At 68.7% G+C, this 14,121-nt stretch carries 13 protein-coding genes; 4 read left to right on the top strand and 9 right to left on the bottom strand.

Annotation, left to right across the window (positions count from 1 at the left end):
- Position 1 precedes the first annotated feature (1 nt).
- Entirely contained in the window at positions 2 to 343 is a 342-nt protein-coding gene (locus O5O43_RS07145) for an EF-hand domain-containing protein (RefSeq protein ID WP_271086210.1), read from the top strand.
- On the opposite strand, the gene lepB is transcribed toward O5O43_RS07145, so the two are convergent.
- From lepB to gltX, 3 genes are all read right to left on the bottom strand, one after another.
- The gene (lepB, locus tag O5O43_RS07140; protein WP_271086209.1) at positions 344 to 1,129 is read right to left on the bottom strand and encodes a signal peptidase I; all 786 of its coding nucleotides are present in this window, start codon (positions 1,127 to 1,129) and stop codon (positions 344 to 346) included.
- Between the two features lie 125 nt (positions 1,130 to 1,254).
- The gene (gltA, locus tag O5O43_RS07135; protein ID WP_271086208.1) at positions 1,255 to 2,556 is read right to left on the bottom strand and encodes a citrate synthase; all 1,302 of its coding nucleotides are present in this window, start codon (positions 2,554 to 2,556) and stop codon (positions 1,255 to 1,257) included.
- A 64-nt stretch (positions 2,557 to 2,620) separates the two neighbouring features.
- The gene (gene gltX, locus O5O43_RS07130; RefSeq protein WP_271086207.1) at positions 2,621 to 4,039 is read right to left on the bottom strand and encodes a glutamate--tRNA ligase; all 1,419 of its coding nucleotides are present in this window, start codon (positions 4,037 to 4,039) and stop codon (positions 2,621 to 2,623) included.
- Between gltX and O5O43_RS07125 the strand changes: the two genes are divergently transcribed.
- Positions 4,038 to 6,227 carry a ComEC/Rec2 family competence protein gene (locus O5O43_RS07125; protein WP_271086206.1) on the top strand — a complete coding sequence of 730 codons (2,190 nt, stop codon included), beginning with the start codon at positions 4,038 to 4,040 and terminating at the stop codon, positions 6,225 to 6,227. The two genes, gltX and O5O43_RS07125, sit on opposite strands and share 2 nt — an antisense overlap.
- Here O5O43_RS07125 and lexA read toward each other — a convergent pair.
- The 4 genes from lexA to O5O43_RS07105 all read right to left on the bottom strand — a co-directional run bounded on the left by lexA (position 6,208) and on the right by O5O43_RS07105 (position 9,414).
- Complete coding sequence (lexA, locus tag O5O43_RS07120; protein ID WP_271086205.1) at positions 6,208 to 6,903, bottom strand: transcriptional repressor LexA; 696 nt, start codon at positions 6,901 to 6,903, stop codon at positions 6,208 to 6,210. The genes O5O43_RS07125 and lexA overlap by 20 nt on opposite strands.
- A gap of 90 nt (positions 6,904 to 6,993) precedes the next feature.
- Positions 6,994 to 7,782: an indole-3-glycerol phosphate synthase TrpC gene (trpC, locus tag O5O43_RS07115; protein WP_271086204.1), complete on the bottom strand. Its 789-nt coding sequence runs from the start codon at positions 7,780 to 7,782 to the stop codon at positions 6,994 to 6,996.
- Positions 7,779 to 8,819 (bottom strand): anthranilate phosphoribosyltransferase, encoded by a 1,041-nt coding sequence (trpD, locus tag O5O43_RS07110; protein WP_271086203.1) that lies wholly within the window; start codon positions 8,817 to 8,819, stop codon positions 7,779 to 7,781. The genes trpC and trpD overlap by 4 nt, the downstream gene beginning before the upstream one ends.
- 4 nt (positions 8,820 to 8,823) lie before the next feature.
- Positions 8,824 to 9,414: an aminodeoxychorismate/anthranilate synthase component II gene (locus tag O5O43_RS07105; RefSeq protein WP_271086202.1), complete on the bottom strand. Its 591-nt coding sequence runs from the start codon at positions 9,412 to 9,414 to the stop codon at positions 8,824 to 8,826.
- Positions 9,415 to 9,523: 109 nt separating this feature from the next.
- On the opposite strand from O5O43_RS07105, the gene O5O43_RS07100 reads away from it, so the two are divergent.
- On the top strand, positions 9,524 to 9,715 hold the full coding sequence (locus tag O5O43_RS07100) for a peptidoglycan-binding protein (RefSeq protein WP_271086201.1): 192 nt from the start codon (positions 9,524 to 9,526) through the stop codon (positions 9,713 to 9,715).
- On the opposite strand, the gene trpE is transcribed toward O5O43_RS07100, so the two are convergent.
- Together trpE and O5O43_RS07090 are read right to left on the bottom strand one after the other, a co-directional pair.
- On the bottom strand, positions 9,712 to 11,241 hold the full coding sequence (gene trpE, locus O5O43_RS07095; RefSeq protein WP_271086200.1) for an anthranilate synthase component I: 1,530 nt from the start codon (positions 11,239 to 11,241) through the stop codon (positions 9,712 to 9,714). The two genes, O5O43_RS07100 and trpE, sit on opposite strands and share 4 nt — an antisense overlap.
- A complete protein-coding gene (locus O5O43_RS07090; RefSeq protein ID WP_271086199.1) occupies positions 11,238 to 13,172 on the bottom strand; it encodes a peptidyl-prolyl cis-trans isomerase in 1,935 nt (644 codons plus the stop codon). The genes trpE and O5O43_RS07090 overlap by 4 nt, the downstream gene beginning before the upstream one ends.
- A gap of 128 nt (positions 13,173 to 13,300) precedes the next feature.
- On the opposite strand from O5O43_RS07090, the gene tpiA reads away from it, so the two are divergent.
- Positions 13,301 to 14,053: a triose-phosphate isomerase gene (gene tpiA, locus O5O43_RS07085; protein WP_271086198.1), complete on the top strand. Its 753-nt coding sequence runs from the start codon at positions 13,301 to 13,303 to the stop codon at positions 14,051 to 14,053.
- Positions 14,054 to 14,121 lie beyond the last annotated feature (68 nt).

Genomic DNA, 14,121 nt, shown 5'->3' with positions numbered 1-14,121 from the left:
GATGCCCATGAGCACCGCCCGCCCGCCCAAGAAAAGCGAGACGCTGGAAATCCGGCTGCCGCATGCCGCCAAGGTCGCCTTCATGGACCGTTGCCGTTCGGCCGGCCTCACGGCCAGCGAGGTCGTGCGGGACCTGATCGAGCGCGAGGCGCCGACACCCGCCAAACCGCGTCGCGCGATGAAAGGTTGGCAGGCGTTGATGCTGGCCGTGGCCGGGATCGTCATCGGCGCGGCGGCGGCGCCGTCGATCGCCCAGGCCCTGCCGGGTTCGCGCGCCGCCTTCGATCACATGGACGCCAACCGCGACGGCGTGGTCACCTTCGCCGAGTTCGAGGCGCGCTAGTTAGCGGATTTTCTGCATCAGCCTGCCCGAACGCAGGTTAAACCAGGTCCAGGGTTTCCACAGCGCCGCGCCGGGTTTCCATGAGGCCACGACGACCTCCGCCTTGCCCACGACATTGGTGACCGGCAGCAGGCCCACGCCGATATCGGGAGCCCAGCGGCTGTCCAGCGAGTTGTCGCGGTTGTCGCCCATGACGAACAATTGGCCTTCCGGGACGACCTGAGCCGGCCGGGTGTCTCCCTCTAGCCCTTGGCCGCCGTCGAATGTGACATAGGTCCGGCCGTCGGCCTGGCGCTCCTCGATCTGGTCTACGGGGCGACCGGGCTGATCCAGATCCAGACCGGGGCCGAGCGCGCGCTGGGCAATGGAGACGCCGTTGACGCTCACGACGCCGTCGGTGACCTGAACCGTATCCCCCGGCAGTCCGATGACGCGCTTGATCCAGGTCTCCTGCGGGTTCGAGGGGCGGCGGAAGACGACGACGTCTCCGCGCTTCGGCAGGTGCGCAAACAGGCGTCCGGACGGCAGCGGCGGGTTGAAGGGCATGGAGGCGCGGCTCCAGCCGTACGCGGCCTTGGACACCACCAGATAGTCGCCGACCACCAGTCCCGGCTCCATCGACGCCGAGGGGATGGTGAAGGGCTGGAAGATCACGGTCTGGATCGCGACGGCCGCGAGCAGGGCGACGCCGACGGTGCGGACCGTGTCGACTGCCTCGGCCATGGCGGACGGAGGCGTCTCGGCTGCCGGGAGTTCAGCGGACGGGAGTTCGGAGGTCTGGGTCATGTCGACACCTGAGCGCCGGACGCGCTTTCACGCCAGCGAACTCGTGTCCGGACAGGCCTCCGATCGTGTCCGGACAAAGAAAAACGCCGGGGCCTGGGCCCCGGCGTCTTATCTGTCTAGCGATATCAGCCGCGCGACTGGACCGGCACATAGGCCCGTTCGGTCGGGCCGGTGTAGAGCTGGCGCGGACGGCCAATCTTCTGCGCCGGATCGGCCAGCATTTCTTCCCACTGGGCGATCCAGCCCACGGTGCGGGCCAAGGCGAACAGGACGGTGAACATCGAGGTCGGGAAGCCCATCGCAGACAGGGTGATGCCCGAATAGAAGTCGACGTTCGGGAACAGCTTGCGCTCGATGAAATACTCGTCCGACAGGGCGACCCGCTCCAGTTCCTTGGCGACCTGGAACAGGGGGTCGTTCTCGGCCCCGACCAGGTCGAGGATCTCGTCGGCCGATTCCTTCATCACGGTCGCCCGGGGATCGTAGTTCTTGTACACGCGGTGACCGAAGCCCATGAGCTTGTACTTCTTGGCCTTCACGCCCTCGATGAATTCCGGAATCTTCTCGGGCGTGCCGATTTCCTTGAGCATCATCAGCGCCTCTTCGTTGGCGCCGCCGTGCGACGGGCCCCACAGGCAGGCGATGCCGGCGGCGATACATGCGAAGGGGTTTGCGCCCGACGACCCGGCCAGACGGACGGTCGAGGTCGAGGCGTTCTGCTCGTGGTCGGCATGCAGGGTGAAGATCCGGTCCATGGCCTTGGCCATTTTCGGATCGACGACGTAGTCCTCGGCCGGCACGGCGAAGCACATGCGCAGGAAGTTCTCGGCGTAGCTGAGGTCGTTGCGCGGCGAAACGAACGGCTGGCCGATGTGGTACTTGTACGCGCGGGCCGCGATCGTCGGCATCTTGGCGATCAGGCGGATGGCCGAGATGTTGCGCTGGACCGGATCATGGATGTCCAGGCTGTCGTGGTAGAAGGCCGACAGAGCGCCCACCGCGCCGACCATGATGGCCATCGGGTGGGCGTCGCGACGGAAGCCTTGGAAGAACTGGTCGAACTGGGCGTGCAGCATGGTGTGCCGCGTCACCGTCTCCTCGAAGGCGGCGTATTGGGCGGCCGTCGGCAGTTCGCCGTGCAGCAGCAGATGGCAGACCTCGATGAAGTTCGACTTCGAGGCGAGTTCGCCGATCGGATAGCCCCGGTGCAGCAGAACGCCGGCGTCGCCGTCGATATAGGTAATGGCGCTTTCGCAGGCTGCGGTCGAGGTGAAGCCGGGGTCGAAGGTGAAGGCGTCGGTCGCGCCGTACAGCTTGCGGATATCGATGACGTCCGGACCGGTCGTACCCGACAGGATGGGCAGTTCGACGCTCTTGTCCTTGTAGGTGAGGGTCGCCGAGCCGGCGGATTTGGAGGTTTCAGTCATCAGGCGCCCTTGCTTTCGTGCTTGGTCCGGACGGGAAGCCCCGAACCCCGATTGTTATGCATGATCACTTAGTGTGTTGCAGCGCATCATCCAAGCGTCCAAGCGCTTCTTCGCGCCCCAGGGCCGCGAGAGTTCTGGCGATGTCAGGCGAGGCCGCGCCGCCGGTCAAGGCCGCGCGTATCGGCGGGCCGATCTTGCCGAAGCCGACGCCTTCCTCCTGGGCAAAGGCTTTCAGTTCCGCTTCAAGCGCGAAGACGTCCCAGCTCTCGAAAAGGGCGAGCCTCGCGCGGACGCGAGCGATGCGTTCGGCCGTCTCTCCGGACAACAGGGCGCGGGCCTTTTCGTCGAGGTTCAGTGGGCGCTTGTTGAGCACAAAGGCGGTCTGATCGGCCAGTTCGAGCAGGGTTTTGGCCCGATCCTTGACGAACGGCATTGCGCGCTGGAGTTTCGCCTCGTCGCCTTCGTTCAGGGTCGCGCCCTTGGCGAGGTGCGCGTCCAGCGTCATGCCGGCCAGACGGTCATCACCGGCCAGACGCAGCCAGTGCGAGTTGACGTGGGCCAGCTTGTCGAAATCGAGCCGAGCCGGCGCCTTGCCGACGCCGTCGAGGTCGAACCACTCGCGCGCCTGAGCGTCGCCGAACAGCTCGTCGTCGCCATGGGCCCAGCCGAGGCGGGCCAGATAGTTGCGCATCGCCTCGGGCAGGTAGCCCATCTCGGCGTACTCGTGGACCGCCTGGGCGCCATGGCGCTTGGACAGCTTGGCGCCGTCGGGGCCGTGGATCAGGGGGATGTGGGCGAAGACCGGCCGGGTCCAGCCCAGCGCGTCATAGATGAGCGACTGGCGCGCGGCGTTGTTCAGGTGGTCGTCGCCGCGAATGACGTGGGTCACGCCCATGTCGTGGTCGTCGACGACGACGGCGAGGTTGTAGGTGGGAGCGCCGTCCGAGCGGAGCAGGACCAGATCGTCCAGATCGTTGGCGTCCCAGCTGACCTCGCCCTGAACGGCGTCGGGCACGGTCACGCGGCCGGGCAGTGGGCGACGGAAGCGGACGACGTGCGGCTGCGACAGATCGTCGACAGTCGGGGTGCGGTCGCGCCAGGGGGATTCGAAGGTGCGCTTCTCGGCCTTGGCTTCGTCACGGAGGCGGCCTGTCTCCTCGGCCGATGTGAAGTCGCGATAGGCGGCGCCGCGCTCCAGAAGCCGGTCCACGACCTCGCGGTGGCGGTCGGCGCGGCTGTACTGGAAGATTGGCTCTTCGTCGGCGAACAGCTCCAGCCAACTCAGGCCGTCGAAGATCGCCTTGACCGCGTCGTCGGTCGAACGCTCGCGGTCGGTGTCCTCGATGCGGACAAGGAATTTCCCGCCGCGTCCCTTCGCGTATAGGTAGTTGAACAAAGCTGTCCTCGCGCCTCCTATGTGGAGGTAGCCGGTGGGCGAGGGGGCGAAACGGGTGACGACCTGGGGCGAAGAGTCTGTTGGCATGGGAGAGGGGTCCAAACGGGCCGCCCTTATACCCCCCGACGCGGCAAAGCCCAGCCTGTCGGTGCGCGTTCGTGGCTGGGTGTGGAGCGAGGTGCTGGCCCAGTCGATGCGCTGGCGCCTGTGGGCGCCGGTGGCGTTCGGCGGCGGGGCGGCGATCTATTTCGCTCTGAGGTCGGAGCCGCCCATGTGGCCCCTGGCGTTGGCGGCGATTGTGGCGACCGCCCTGTGGGTAGGAGCCCGGGTCGTGGGGCGCGGACGGGCCGTGACCCTGCCGCTGATGCTGGTCGCCTGCCTGTTCCTGGGGCTGGCGGGGGCGAAGGTGAGGACGGAGCGGGTGGCGGCGCCGATCGCCGCTGCAATGGCTGAGCCCACCGTGGTCGAGGGCTGGGTCGTGGATGTCGACAGTCCGGGTGATCGGGGTCATCGGATCGTCCTCGCGCCGGTTCGTATCCGGGGGCTGGAGCCCGAGGCGACGCCCATCCGGCTCAGGGCCACAGTGCGGGGCGAGCCGCCGAGGCCGGGGGAGGCGATCCGGCTGTTCGCCATCCTCAATCCGCCTCCGCCCCCGGCCAGCCCGGGGGCCTACGACTTCGGCCGCAACGCTTATTTTCAAGGGTTGGGCGGGACGGCGTTCGCGCTCGGCGAGACCCGTTCTGCGTATCTCGCGCCGCCGCCCTGGCGGTTGCATTTGGCCATGGCACTGAATGGCGCGCGGTTTGCCCTGGCGCAGCGGATCGTGGACCGGCTCGGCGAGCGGACCGGCGGCGTCGCGGCCGCCATGACGACGGGCCATGAGACCTGGATCGCGAAGGACGATCTCGAGGCGATGCGGGATTCGGGACTGGCGCACATCCTGTCGATCTCGGGCCTGCACATGGCCATCGTCGGCGGGTTCGCCTTCTTCCTGGTGCGACTGCTGGTGGCGGCATGGCCGTGGCTGGCGCTCAGGGTGTCGGGCAAGAAGGTCGCGGCGATCGTTGGACTGGTCGCGGTGTGGAGCTATCTGGTGCTGTCGGGCGCGCCCGCGCCGGCGGAGCGGGCGGCGATCACGGCGTCGATCGCCTTCGCCTCGATCCTTCTGGACCGACCGGCGGTCACGATGCACGCCTTGGCGGTGGCGGCCATGGTGGTGCTGATCCTGCAGCCCGAGGCCATCGTCACGCCGGGATTCCAGATGTCGTTCGCGGCGACGGCCGCGCTGGTCGCTTTGTCGGAGGCGTGGCCGCCCCGGACGCGGGAGTTGTCGGTCCCATGGCCCATTGCGGCGGTGCAGTCGGCGGGTCACTGGGTGACGGTGGCGGTGACCGCCAGCCTGGTCGCGGGCGCGGCGACGGGGCCGTTTGCGATTCAGCATTTCAACCGGGCGGCCATGTACGGGCTGGTCGCGAACCTGACGACCTCGCCCATCGCGGATTTCCTGATGATGCCGGCGCTGGCATTCGGGGCTCTGCTGGAGCCTCTGGGGCTGGGCGGGCCCTTCCTGTGGGTGGCGGGCAAGGGCGTCGATCTGATGCTGGTCATCGGCCACTGGACGGCGGGCCTGCCGGGCGCGGTGAAGACCATCGCCAGCGCGCCGGACTATGTACTGCCCATCGCGTTTCTCGGCGTGCTGTTCGTCTGTCTTTGGCAGGGGCGGCTGCGGTGGCTGGGGCTGCCGCTCGCCTGCGCCGTACTGATCTGGCCCAGAGCGCCGACTCCAGACGTTTGGATCGGCGACGGCGGGACCAATGCAGCCTTCAGCGTCGCGGGCGACGCGGTCGTCGTGCGGCCGAGGGTCCGGGAGTTCGCGGCAGACCTGTGGTCGAGACGGCGAGGGCTGAAGCTGGAGCCCAGGCCGGAGGCAGGGTGGGTCTGCGCGCGATCGAGCTGCGCACCGATGAGTTCGGCGTCAGGCCCGGTGGCATTGTGGTGGGGCAAGCGGGCGCCGGATGCTGAGGCTCTGGCGGCGCTGTGCCAGTCCGCCCCGCTGGTGAGCGTCCGGGCCGTCGTTGAGGCGCTGCCCGCGGTCTGCAACGGCAAGCTCGTGCTGGATGGTGTCGACTATGCCCGAGGCGGCTCTGTCGAGTTGTGGCGCACCGACCAAGGGTGGCGCGCCGTTTGGGCCGCCGACGTGCGCGGCGACCGACCGTGGAGCCGCGTCGGCGATCCCGATGCGGCGGACGCCGACGTCAATGATACTGGCGGATGAGGCCGACCAGCTTGCCCTGAACCTCGACCTGATCGGGGCCGAAGATGCGAGTTTCGTAGTTGCGGTTGGCGGGCTCAAGGGCGACGGAGTTCCCCTTCTTGCGCAGGCGTTTGAGGGTCGCTTCCTCGCCTTCCACCAGGGCCACGACGATCTCGCCCGAAGCGGCGGTATCGACGCGTTTGATGACCACCAGGTCGCCATTGAGGATGCCCGCTTCGATCATCGAGTCGCCCTCGATCTCCAGCATGTAGTGCTCGCCGGCGCCCAGCATGGTCTCGGGCACGTGATAGCGGCCGTTGTCGCCCTGAAGGGCCGCGATGGGCGCGCCAGCGGCGATCTTGCCGACCAGGGTCAGCTCGCGCGTGTCGTTGGCGGGCTCGGCCGAAGGGGCAAGGCGTCCGCCGCCCTCGATGACGGCGGGCGTAAAGCCGGCGCGGCCGCGCACGGGACCCGTCGTGGCCTGTTCCGGCAGCTTCACCACCTCCAGCGCGCGAGCGCGATGGGCGAGACGACGGATGAAGCCGCGTTCCTCCAGCGCCGTGATAAGCCGGTGGATGCCCGATTTGGACGCCAGATCCAGCGCCTCCTTCATCTCGTCGAACGAGGGGGAGACGCCAGTCTCCTTGATCCGTTCGTGGATGAACATCAGGAGCTCGTGCTGCTTGCGCGTCAGCATGGGGAATCGCCTTCAGAACAATGCGTGAACCGTTGCGGATGTTCTGTAAGTGTTCTTGCCTAATGTCAACTTAACGCCAGGTGAGTGGTTCTAGCCAAGCAGCGCCTGCGTCGCCGCCGTCACATCCGCCTGTCGCATCAGGCTTTCACCGACGAGAATGGCTGAGGCGCCCGCTGCGGCGACCTCCGCGACGTCGGCAGGGCTGAAGATCCCGCTCTCGGCGATCAGCAGCGATCCGGGTGGCGACAGGGGGGCGAGGCGGGCGGTGGCGCCCAGGTCGACCTCGAACGTCCGCAGCGACCGATTGTTGATACCGACCAGATCCCCGCCAAGTTCGGCGGCGCGTGCCATCTCCTCCTCGTCGTGGGTCTCGATCAGGGCGTCCATGCCGAAGCGGCGGGCCTCCGCCAGGAGTTCGCCGGCCAGCGCGTCGTCGATCATCGCCAGGATGATCAGGATGCAGTCGGCGCCCAGGGCCCGGCTTTCGGCCACCTGCCAAGGATCGACGAGGAAGTCCTTCCTCAGGCAGGGCAGGGCGACCGCGCCGCGGGCGGCGACCAGATAGTCGTCGGCGCCCTGGAAGCTAGGGCCGTCGGTCAGGACGGACAGACAGGCCGCGCCGCCCGCCTCATAGGCCCGGGCCAAGGCCGGCGGGTCGAAGTCTTCGCGGATCAGGCCTTTCGAAGGACTGGCCTTCTTGATCTCGGCGATCAGGGCGGGGCGGCCGGCCGTCGCCCGACGTTCAAGCGCCGAGCGGAAGCCGCGCGGCATGCCGGCGATCACCGCCAGCGATTCGATCTCTGCCTGCGACTGGGCGGCCTTCCGCGCGGCGACGTCCTCGCGTTTGTAGGCGGCGATGCGTTCGAGAACATCGATCATGCAGGGTCTTCGGTCGGTAGGGGCGTCGAGGTGATGCGGGCGAGGTCGGCCAGAGCCTGAGCGGCCTTGCCGTCGTCGATGGCGGCGGCGGCGAGGGCGACGCCGGCCTTCAGGTCCGGCGCCTTGTCGGCGACGACCAGGGCGGCGGCGGCGTTGAGCAGGACCACGTTGCGGTAGGGGCCGGTCTCGCCGGCGAGCAGGGCTGCCAGGGCGGCGGCGTTGGTGTCGGCATCGCCGCCGCGCAGGGCCTCTATGTCGGCGCGGGGCAGGCCGGCGTCCTCAGGCATGACGGTGAAGCGGCGGACGACGCCGTCCTTCCATTCCGCGACCTCGGTTGGGCCGGTCGTGGTCAGTTCGTCGAGACCCTGGCCGTGGACAGTCCAGGCGCGGGTCGCTCCCAGTCGTCCCAGGACCTCGGCCAGAGGCTCCACCAGGCGCGGATCATAGACGCCCATGACCTGACGTTTCGCAGACGCCGGGTTCGAAAGCGGACCCAAGAGGTTGAACACCGTACGGAAACCGATCTCAGCGCGGACCGGACCGACGTGGCGCATGGCCCCGTGGTAGGCGGGAGCGAACAGGAAGGCGATGCCGGCCTCGTCCAGCGCGCGACGCTGCTGAGTGAGGCCTGCGGTCAAATCGACGCCGAGGACGCCGAGCACGTCGGACGACCCAGATTTGGAGCTCATAGCCCGGTTGCCGTGCTTGGCGACCTTCAGGCCGGTGCCGGCGAGCACAAGCGCGGCGGCCGTGGAGATGTTGAAGGTGTGGGCTCCGTCGCCGCCGGTGCCGCAGGTGTCGATGACATCGTAGGGGTGGTCCAGGGTCACGGCGGCGTTCCGCATCGCCTGAGCGAAGGCCGCGATCTCGTCGACCGTCTCGCCGCGGATCCGCAGGGCGGTGACGGCGGCGGCGACCTGGGCGGGCGTGGGCTCGCCGCGAAGACAGGCGGCGAAGAAGTCGCCGGCCTCTTCCGAGGTCAGGGTCCGGCCGTCGACCAGCTTGGCCAGCAGCGGCTTGAAACCACCGTCCGACACGGCGTCAGACCATGGCCAGACGCTTGACGCCCGCCTGATCGAGGAAGCTTGCTAACATTTCATGGCCGTGTTCGGTGGCGATGCTCTCGGGGTGGAACTGAACACCGTGGATCGGTCGCTGATGGTGCTGGAAGCCCATGATCTCGCCGTCCTCGGTCCAGGCCGTGACCTGAAGCGTGTTCGGCAGGGTTTCACGCTGGACCGCCAGTGAGTGGTAGCGGGTCGCGGTGAAGGGCGAAGGCAGGCCTGCGAACATGCCAATGCCCTCGTGCAGGATGGGCGAGGTCTTGCCGTGCATCAGGGCCTTGGCGCGGATGACGTGGCCGCCCATGGCCTGACCGATCGCCTGATGGCCCAGACAGACGCCCAGGATCGGCATGTCCAGCGGCGCGGTGTCGATCAGGGGCAGGCAGATGCCCGCCTGGTCGGGGGCGCAGGGGCCGGGGGACAGAAGGACGGCTTCGGGCTTCAAGGCCCAGGCTTCCTCGGTCGTCAGGTCGTCGTTTCTCACGACATGCGCCTGCGCGCCCAGCTCCGCGAGGTAGTGGACGAGGTTGTAGGTAAAGCTGTCGTAGTTATCGACGACCAGGATCATGGCTGCGCTTCTAGAGCGGGACCGCGTCCGCGCCAAGCGAACACGGCTGAACACGGATCGTTAACGCTTCGGGGTCGAGATCGGAGCGTTCACCGGAGCTCGAGAATCCATGCGCCAGACCCAGGACCAGATCGACGCCGCCCGTGTGGCTCTGAGCGAGCCGGAGGTCCGTCAGAACGTGCTCGGGACACTGGCCGCCGCGTCTCTGGCCGCCTGCGCCGCCGTTCTACTGGCGGGCGTGATGATCTTGGGGCCAGGGGTCGCGATCGACGATGCGCCGCCGGTCGCGTCGACCTTCTAGATTTCGCCCGCCGTGTTGAGCGGCGCGCCCAGTTCGAAACGCCAGGCATCCGCTGCGGCGCGCATGGGGGCGCGGGCCTTGGCCTCGGTCTCGGCGAACTCGGCGGCCGGATCACTGTCGGCGACGACGCCGGCGCCCGCCTGGACGAAGACCTGGCCGTCGGCGAACATGGCGGTGCGCAGGACGATGCAGATGTCCGCCTCTCCGCCCGCCGAGATATAGCCGACGCCTCCGCCGTAGCCGACGCCGCGCTTCTCGGTCTCCAGTTCGTCGATGATCTCCATGGCCCGGACCTTGGGCGCGCCCGAAAGCGTGCCGGCGGGCAGGGCGGCCAGAAGGGCATCGACCGCGTCGATATCGGGATGGGCCCGGCCCTCGACGTTGGAGACGATGTGCATGACCTGGCTGTAGCGTTCAACGACGAAGCTTTCGGTCACCTTGACGGTGCCCGGCGCAGCGACCCGGCCCACGTCGTTGCGGCCCAGATCCAGCAGCATCAGATGCTCGGCCCGCTCCTTGGGATCGGCCAGCAGTTCGGCCTCCAGCGCCCTGTCCGCCTCGGGCGTCGCGCCACGGCCTCGCGTCCCGGCCAGCGGGCGGATAGTGACGCCGCCGTCCTTCAGCCGGACGAGGATCTCCGGGCTGGAGCCGGCCAGCTGGAAGTCGTCGAAGTTGAGGAAATAGAGGTAGGGCGACGGGTTCTGCCGCCGCAGCGAGCGGTAGAAGGCGAACGGATCGCCCGTCCAAGGCGCGCGGAACCGGTGGCTCAGCACCACCTGGAAGATGTCTCCGGCGGCGATGTAGTTCTTGGCCGCCGCGACCAGATCGCCATAGGCGGGACCATCCACGGGCGAGTGGAAGTCGAGCGGTCCGGTCGGCTCGGCAGCCCCGCGCGCGATCAGCGGGCGACGCAGCCGGGCCTCGAAATCGTCCAGCCGGGCCTCGGCCGCATCGACGGCCCTCGCCGGATCGCCGCCGGGCCAGATGGGGGCCATGACGAAGATCTCGTGCTTCACCGAATCGAACACCGCCACCACCGACGGACGGGTCAGGACGGCGTCGGGCAGATCCAGTGGATCGGGATTGGGCGGGCCCAGCGGCTCCAGCAGCCGGACCATGTCGTAGCCGAACACCCCGAACAGGCCCGCGCCCATCTTGGGTAGCCCCTCGGGCATGTCGAACTTCATCTCGTGGATCAGGTCGCGCAGGCTGTCCAGCGCGCCACCGTCGTGACGGGTGTACCGTTTGGCGGCCACGTCGGCGCCACGCGCGACCGAGGCCACGCCGTCGCGGCAGCGCCAGACCACGTCGGGTTCGAGCGTGATGAAGGAATAGCGGCCGTTCAGCGCGCCGCCCTCGACCGATTCCAGCAGGAAGGCGTGGGGACGGCCCCAACCCACTTTGAGATAGGCCGAGACCGGCGTCTCCAGGTCGTCGACGATCCGGCGCACGACGACCTGGGGTCGTCCCTGCGTCAGTTCCGCGAGGATCTCCGCGCGATCGGGCTCCGCGCCGTCTGGGCTCATTGAGCCGGAGCGGCGGGGGCGCCGGGCGTCGCGGCGCCGGTGGCCGACGGCGTCACCCCCAGGGCCTCGAGGGCTCGGGCGGGATCGTTCTCGGCCTTCACGGCGCGGGCGGCGGCGGACACCAGGGCCTCGCCTGCGCCCTGGGTCAGTTCCTGGACCATGCGCGGACGGATCTGCTGGCCGATCGGTGCGGCCAGAGCGGCGGTGGGGGCGCGTACGGCGTCCACGCGACCGACGACGAAGGCGGTTTCCGACGCTGGGCCGGTGAAGACCTGACCGCGACCCTGACCGAACAGGCCTCCCAGGACGCCGTCGCCGTATGCGCTTTGGGCCGCTGCGTTCTGTTGCACGCCGGTCTGGCTGGTCAGCTCAGCGCCGGCCGAACGGGCCACGGCCGCGATGTCCTCGCCGCCGCGCACGCGGGCGGCCAGCTCCTCGGCCTTGTTGGTCAGACGACGGGCGTTCTCGCGCGCGACCCACTGGCGGGCCAGGGGCTCGCGGATTTCGGCCAGCGTCGGCAGGGCGGCCGGCCGGATGTCGTCCAGACGCAGAACGAAATACTGGCCCTGGCCGGCGTCGACGACGTCGGACTCTGCGCCCTTGGCCAGGGCATAGGCGTTCTGCAGGATCTGCGGCGGAGCGTTCATCGGCTGGCCGTCGGGCAGGCGACCGTCCTGGGTGAAGGGCGGCAGTTGTACGATGCGTGCGCCGACCTCGCGGACCGCGTCGGCCAGCGGCTTGCCGTCGGCGCGGGCCTTCTCGTAGGCCTCGACACGGCCGTAGACGCGCGCCTTGGCGTCCTCCTCCTGAAGCTCGGCGACGATCGCGTCACGCACGCCCTCCAGCGTGGCGGGGGCCCCCGGGGTGACGGACACCAGCTTGGCGACCGTGAAGCCGACGCGACCCTGGATCGGGGCCGAGACCTGGCCGGTGGTCAGGCCGAAGACGGCGGTTCCGACGGCGGGGTCCGGCACGGCGCTTTGCGGCTGGGCGGCGTATTCGGCGGGCTGGATGCGGTTGGCCTGGGCCACCGCGGTCGGCGACTGTCCGGCGCGCAGGGCGGCGGCGATGCGGTCGGCGGCGGCGCGATCGCCGACCGTCAGGGTCGTGAAGGTGCGGCGTTCCGGCGTCGACAGCCCATCCTTGCGGAAGTTGAAGCGTTCGACGATGCGCGCCTCAGGGATTGCGGGCGGGGTGGAGCCAGCTGCGTCATTGAACAGGACGACCGAGACGATGCGGAACTCGGGGCGACGCAGTTGGGCGGCGTTCTCGTTCATGAAGGCGGTCAGCTGAGCGTCCGTCGGGGCGCCGGCAGTGCCGGCCATGGCCTGGGTCACGTTGAACCAGCGACCGTCACGCAGCTCCAGCGCGCGACCAGCGACCAGGGCGCCGTAAATGCGTGGCGAACGCAGGCCGGCGGAGACGGCGCTGCCGAAATGCTCGGTCACGGCGGTGTCGCGGAACTCCTCTTCCAACTGCACCGGGGTGACGTTCTGACGCGCCAGCGCCTGTTCGTACTGGGCCTGATCGAAGGCGCCCGTGACCTGATTGAAGAAGGCCGGAATCTCGCGGATGCGCTTGATGATCAGGGATTCGTCCGGGCGGATGCCGACGCGATCGGCCCACTCCATGAAACCGAGGCGTTGGGTCTGAGCCTCCAGGTAGCGGACGTGGACATTGGCGTCGACCAGGTCCTGGGTCGTCAGCGGCCGCCCTTCCTGTTCGGCCGCGTTGGTGCGGATGCGCTCGAAATCCGCGCGGAACTGATTGGCGTCCACCGAGCGATCGCCGGCGGAAATCACGTGTTGGGCCCCAAGGCTCTTGAACACGTCGGTCTGGCTGCCGCCGACGATGGCGAAGCTGATGATCAGCAGGATGAACAGGCCGGCGGCCCATTTGGACTTGGCGAAGTCACGGAACACGGAAATCATCGAAGGAGCCTGACGGTCGGACGGCGAAGAGCGCCACCGGGCCGTATAGGGGAGGGGGCTGTCGCCCCGCAAGCGTCGGACTTTGCGGGAGGCTTGGCAGGGAGCGAGACGGCGCCTACAGAAGGCGCATGAAACAATCCGTGAAGATGATCGTCGGCAACTGGAAAATGAACGGCGTGGCCGCCGACCTGGCTGGCGCCGTCGCCGAAATGCTGGCCGACCTGCAGCAGAATCCAGCTTCGGCTCGCGTCGGCCTGTGCCCGCCCGCGACCCTGATCGAACGCATGGCCCGCATCATCGACGGGGGCCCAATCATGGTCGGAGGGCAGGACTGCCGGGTGGAGCAGAAGGGCGCCTACACCGGCGGAGTATCGGCAGAGATGCTGGTCGACGCAGGCGCCAGGGCTGTGATTCTGGGCCACTCCGAGCGCCGCCAAGAGTTCGGCGAGATCGACGCCCTGGTGTCGCAGAAGGTCGGCGCCGCCCTGCGTGCGGGCCTGACGCCCATCGTCTGCGTCGGCGAGACCCTGGCCCAGCGCGAGGCGGGCCAGGCGGTGTCGGTCGTGCGCGACCAGATTCTGGGTTCCCTGAACGACGGTCTGGCCGGTCGGGACTGGGCCCTGGCCTATGAGCCGGTCTGGGCCATCGGCACGGGTCTGACGCCGACGCTGGATCAGATCGCCGAGATCCATGCCGCCGCTCGCGACGCGATGATCGAGCGGTTGCGGGAGGGCGGTCGCGCCGCGCCGATCCTTTACGGCGGCTCCGTCAATCCGGGGAACGCCCGCGACATTCTCGCCGTGGATGAGGTCGGCGGCGCACTGGTGGGCGGGGCGTCGCTCAAGGCTGCGGACTTCCTGGCGATCATTCGCGCCGCCTGACCGCATCGTTGCCGCCGACGAACAAGGATGTTAGACGCCGCCGCTTGATCGGCGCGCCCCTGCGCCCA

This window comes from Brevundimonas sp. NIBR11 (genome assembly GCF_027912535.1).
GTDB lineage: Bacteria > Pseudomonadota > Alphaproteobacteria > Caulobacterales > Caulobacteraceae > Brevundimonas.
This window is presented reverse-complemented; position numbering and strand designations above follow the sequence as displayed.